The sequence below is a fragment of the uncultured Negativicoccus sp. genome (assembly GCF_902480485.1).
GTDB classification, from domain to species: domain Bacteria; phylum Bacillota; class Negativicutes; order Veillonellales; family Negativicoccaceae; genus Negativicoccus; species Negativicoccus succinicivorans.
This window is the reverse complement of sequence record NZ_CABSTC010000073.1, coordinates 1-4,926: the sequence shown is the minus strand read 5'-3', so window position 1 is coordinate 4,926 and position 4,926 is coordinate 1. Positions and strand designations below refer to the sequence as shown.

At 52.2% G+C, this 4,926-nt stretch carries 4 protein-coding genes; 3 read left to right on the top strand and 1 reads right to left on the bottom strand.

Translation table 11 applies throughout. The annotated features are described in order from the left end of the window. The 3 genes from RDN69_RS05775 to recG form a co-directional block, all read left to right on the top strand. The coding region (locus RDN69_RS05775) for an amidohydrolase family protein (RefSeq protein WP_288218363.1) at positions 1–1,230 on the top strand (1,230 nt) is incomplete at its 5' end. Positions 1,231–1,239: 9 nt separating this feature from the next. Then, positions 1,240–2,589, top strand: a complete 1,350-nt coding sequence (locus RDN69_RS05770) for a uracil-xanthine permease family protein (protein WP_024049276.1) — start codon at positions 1,240–1,242, stop codon at positions 2,587–2,589. 57 nt (positions 2,590–2,646) lie between these two features. Continuing rightward, entirely contained in the window at positions 2,647–4,680 is a 2,034-nt protein-coding gene (gene recG, locus RDN69_RS05765) for an ATP-dependent DNA helicase RecG (protein ID WP_273260777.1), read from the top strand. Positions 4,681–4,690: 10 nt separating this feature from the next. Here recG and RDN69_RS05760 read toward each other — a convergent pair. Then, positions 4,691–4,926: hypothetical protein (locus tag RDN69_RS05760; RefSeq protein WP_288218362.1), on the bottom strand; the 236-nt coding region annotated here is incomplete at its 5' end.

Below are 4,926 nucleotides of genomic sequence, written 5' to 3'. Positions count from 1 at the left end.
CGTCGTTCCAGATCACGTCCGGCGGTAGACGATGCCCGCGCGAATGGCGAATTGGAAGAGTTATCCGTCACGCAATATCTGTTGCCGGGATTTGTCGATCTGCATATTCACGCGCCGCAATGGGAAAATATAGGTAACGCATTGCATGTCCCGTTGGAGGATTGGCTGCAGAAATACACGTTCTCACTCGAACAGTCATTTACCGATGGAGAAAAAGCGGTGCCGGTATTTTCGGATCTTGTCATGCGCAGCTTAGCAAACGGTACGACGGCTGCACTGTACTACGGTACGCAAAATGTGGACGCTACGGTGTTGCTCGGTGAAGTATGTCAAACACTGGGCCAACGCGCGGCACTCGGTAAAGTGGTAATGGACAATCCCGATCAATGTCCGGATTACTACCGTGACGCATCCGCGGACGCGGGAATTGCCGGTACGGAAGAGACGATTGAGCGCATCATGGCACTTACTGATGAACGGCAATTGCTGACGCCGGTCATTACACCCCGTTTTGTGCCGTCGTGCACGCCGGCAGCGCTGAAAGGACTCGGAGAACTGGCGGAGCGGTACCCGATTCCGATTCAAACTCATTTGTCGGAATCGGACTGGCAGGCCGGTTATGCGCACGAACATTTCGGTACATCGGATGCGGAGGTTTTGGACTCCTTTGGTCTTTTAACAGATCGTGCGGTGATGGGGCATGCGACGCAATTGACGGAAGACGAGGCGAAATTGGTCGCTCAACGCGGTTCGACAATTTCCCATTGCCCGATTTCCAATGCGTTTTTCGGTAATGCCGTATATCCGGTTCGCCGTCGGCATGCGCAAGGGGTCAAAGCGGGTTTGGGTACGGACGTGTCCGGCGGCTTTGCACCGTCGATTTATGCGAATATTCGTCAGGCGATTATCTCCAGTCGTATGCTGGAAGATGGTGTTGACGCGAATCTTCCCGCCGCGAGTCGCGGTGTGGCGGAGTCACGTATTGATTTTCGCCATGCGTTTTATATGGCGACGACGGCGGGCGGCAAAGCATTGCATCAAAATATCGGTCTGTTTTTACCGGGATATCATTGGGATGTGCAGCTGATCGATGTGGCCGCCCCCCATTCCGATATTGTTTTGTATAGCGAGGACGATACACAGTCTGTCTTGCAGAAAATTTTATTTACCGCCAACCGTGCCAATATTACTAAAGTATGGGTACAGGGACAATTGGTGTCAGGTCGTTAAGGAGAACTCATGGAGTCAGCGAAGAATTTGCAGGAAACACAGTACGAAGGACATTTAATTGTTGCGCCGAATGAAAAATTACCATGGAATAAAATTATTTTTCTCGGTTTGCAACACGTGTTGGCGATGGATGTGTACGTAGTACCGTTTGTCATCGCGTCGATTTTAAGCTTGGGGGTCGCGGAAGCGTCGATTCTAATTCAGGCGACATTTCTGGCAGCGGGGATTGCAACGATCATTCAGGCGCATTTTTGTATGCGCTTACCGATCGCGCAAGGCCCGAGTTATGTGCCGATCGGAGCTATTGTCGGGATAACAATGGCCGCCGGCGGCGGATTTTTAGGGCTGAATGAAGTGTTCGGTTCGACGATGGTGGCCTCGCTGCTGTTGGTCGTGCTCGGTTTGACCGGTGTGTTTCGTAAACTGATCAATGTGTTGGTGCCGCGTCTGGTGGGCGGTACGATTATTTTAATCATCGGGTTGTCGTTGCTGCCGGTGGCGCTGGATTCAAATATTTACGCGATTTACGGAACGGAAACTGTGACACAGAATATTTTACTGGCATTGGTTTCGGTTGTGACCTTGATATTCTGCGTGACCTTGGGTATACACATAGGTAAAAAAGGGAATTGGCTACGAACCGGTGCCGTCATTTTTGCACTGGCTACGGGAAGTGTTGCAGCGCAGTTGATGGGGCGTTTCCAATGGGAAAGTGTAGCGGCGGCCGGGTGGCTCGCGCGGCCGCATTTGGCATTTATCGATTACATGCCGAGCTTTACGCCATCGGCTATTTTAACGATGATTTTCGTATTCTTCGTGTTGATGGCGGAAACCACCGGCACATGGTTCGCGATCGGATCGGTGATCAATGAAGATGTTACACCGAAACAGGTCGATCGCGGCGTGGTCGGTGAAGGCCTCGGCTGTTTGGTATCGAGCCTCGTCGGTTCGACACCGGTCACCGGCTATTCGACCAATGCTGGTCTGATTTCCATCACCGGTGTCGCCAGCCGGTACGCGTTTTACGGCGCCGGCGCGTGGCTGATGATGTTCGGTTTGTCCGGCAAATTGGCGACATTGATTGCGTCTATTCCGGCACCGGTGATCGGCGGTGTGTTCGTGGTCGTTTGCGCGATTATCTCCCTTTCGGGAATTCGTATTTTGAAACAGGAGCGGCTTACGGAACGCAATATGTTTGTCATCGGCGTCCCGATGGTTATTTCGTTGGCGTTGTATTTACTGCCAAAAGACTACATGGCAACGCTGCCTGAGTTGCTGCAATATGTACTTGGTTCGACCGTGGCATCGGCGGCCATTGTGGCAATCGTTTTAAATTTGATTTTGCCGCAGGAGGACTGATCATAAAAACGGACTCGTAAGAGTCCGTTTTTTGTATAATAGGGAGAGGAGGTAACTATGCATTGGCAAGATCCGGTAACGGTCATTAAAGGCATCGGTAAAGCCGCAGAACAACGTTTAGCTGTGCTTGGCATACATACCGTGGGCGATTTGCTGCAATATTATCCGCGCGCCTATCGTGATTATTCACAAGTAGTGCCGATCCGTGCTCTGGCGGACGGTGCTGACGTGACTGTGGCAGGCGTCATCACAAAAGTGCAGGAGCGACGGCCTCGCCCGCGCTTGTCTATTTTAAATGTGATAGTAAATGATGACAGTGGCAATCTCGAACTGGTTTATTTCAATCAGCCGTTTAAACGAAAGCTGTTTCATGAGGGCGATCGGATTATCGCTTTCGGACGCATTAAAGCGGGCTATGGTAAATATCAAATGAATTCGCCCGAGGTAGTGTTTCCCGACGAAGGGAGCGCGGTCGAAGGTAAGTTGCAACCGGTCTATGGCTTGACGGAAGGCATCCGGCCGGCAAGTCTGGAGCGTTGGATCCAAACGGCATTGGCTGCAATAAAGGATATTCCCGAGACGTTACCGACGGATGTGCGTCAGCAACTCGGCCTGCGTTCGCGCGCTGAGGTGACTCGCCTTGCGCACCAACCGCCGGATCAGGAAACGGCGACCGCAGTGCGTCAGGAATTGGCTTTTGAAGAACTTTTCTTTTTGCAACTTGGCGTTTTGCGCTTACGCGCGCAGCGCGAGACAGGAGCAGTCGGTATCAAATGCGCACCGAACGGCAACCTTTTTCGACAACTGATGCATACCTTACCGTACCGTTTGACCGGCGATCAGCAAAAGGCATTGGCGGATATTTGCGATGATATGGAAGGGATCGTGCCGATGCGGCGGTTACTGCAGGGCGATGTCGGCAGCGGTAAAACGGTAGTGGCGGCGCTTGCGATGACGAAAGCGGCGGAAAACGGGTACCAGTCGCTTTTGATGGCACCGACGGAAATTCTCGCGAATCAGCACTATGAAACGCTGCAGCCGCTCTTAGCACCGCTCGGTATACGCGTTGCCAATTTGACGGGGAAAACCAATAAAAGCGAGCGGGAAGATATTCTTGCCGGACTGCTTGACGGTAGCGTAACGGTATGTATCGGTACGCATGCCCTTTTAGAAGAGGACGTGGAATTGAAGGCGCTGGGCCTGGTCGTGACAGATGAGCAACACCGCTTCGGTGTACGGCAACGCATGCGCTTGGAAGAAAAAGGGAGCGCACCGCACACGTTGGTCATGACCGCGACTCCGATTCCGCGTACATTGGCCTTGTCCGTATATGGCGATTTGGATATATCTCTCATTCGTGAAATGCCTCCGGGTCGCAAACCGGTTCAGACTTTTGCGGTGAACCGCTCGTATATGCCGCGAATTTTACGTTTTTTGGAGAAAGAAATGACACGGGGACACCAAGTCTATGTTGTCTGCCCGCTTGTCGAAGAATCCGAAAAAATGGATTTAAAGGCCGCTGTAGAGGTATACGAAGAGCTGGAAAAGCGATTCCATGAATTCGGCGTCGGTCTGGTTTATGGCGGGTTAAAAGCGGACGCCAAACAGGCGGTGATGACAGCTTTTGCCAAGCGTCAATACCATCTGCTGGTCGCCACCAGCGTGGTGGAGGTCGGCGTAAATGTGCCGAATGCGACGGTCATGCTCGTGGAAGGCGCAGAGCGTTTCGGCTTAGCGCAACTGCACCAGTTGCGCGGTCGTGTCGGCCGCGGCAGCGCGCAGGCATATTGTATTTTGGTAAGCGACAGCCAAACCGAACTGGCACAGGAGCGTTTGCGTTACATGGCCGAAATTCAGGACGGTTTTACGTTGGCGGAAAAAGATTTACTGCTGCGCGGTACGGGAGAACTTTTCGGATATCGACAGCATGGTTTGCCGGATCTTAAAGTGGCAGATCCCATTCACGACTTACCGCTCTTGGTGAAAGCGCGTGAAGTGGCGGAAAGATATGCTCAAACAACCGATTCTGTATTGCTTGGCGAATTACAAAAACGGTTCGGGAAAGCATTTCTTACATTGTTGCAGCATTAAAAAAAGACGCTTACGCGTCTTTTTTTTGTGTGGCTTGCCAATCGGCGAGCATGGCATGAACATCCGGCTTGGAGCAGGAATTTAGCGGCAATTCCGCATATTGCAGCCAATAGCGCGGCCGCTCGATTGACGGCAAGCGCAGCGCCATTTTTCGCAATGTGGAAAGAGGCTGCTTTTGTTCGACAACCACAGCGGCGGCCGGCACTTCACCGCGCTTCGTATCGGGCACGGCAAATATGGTAACAT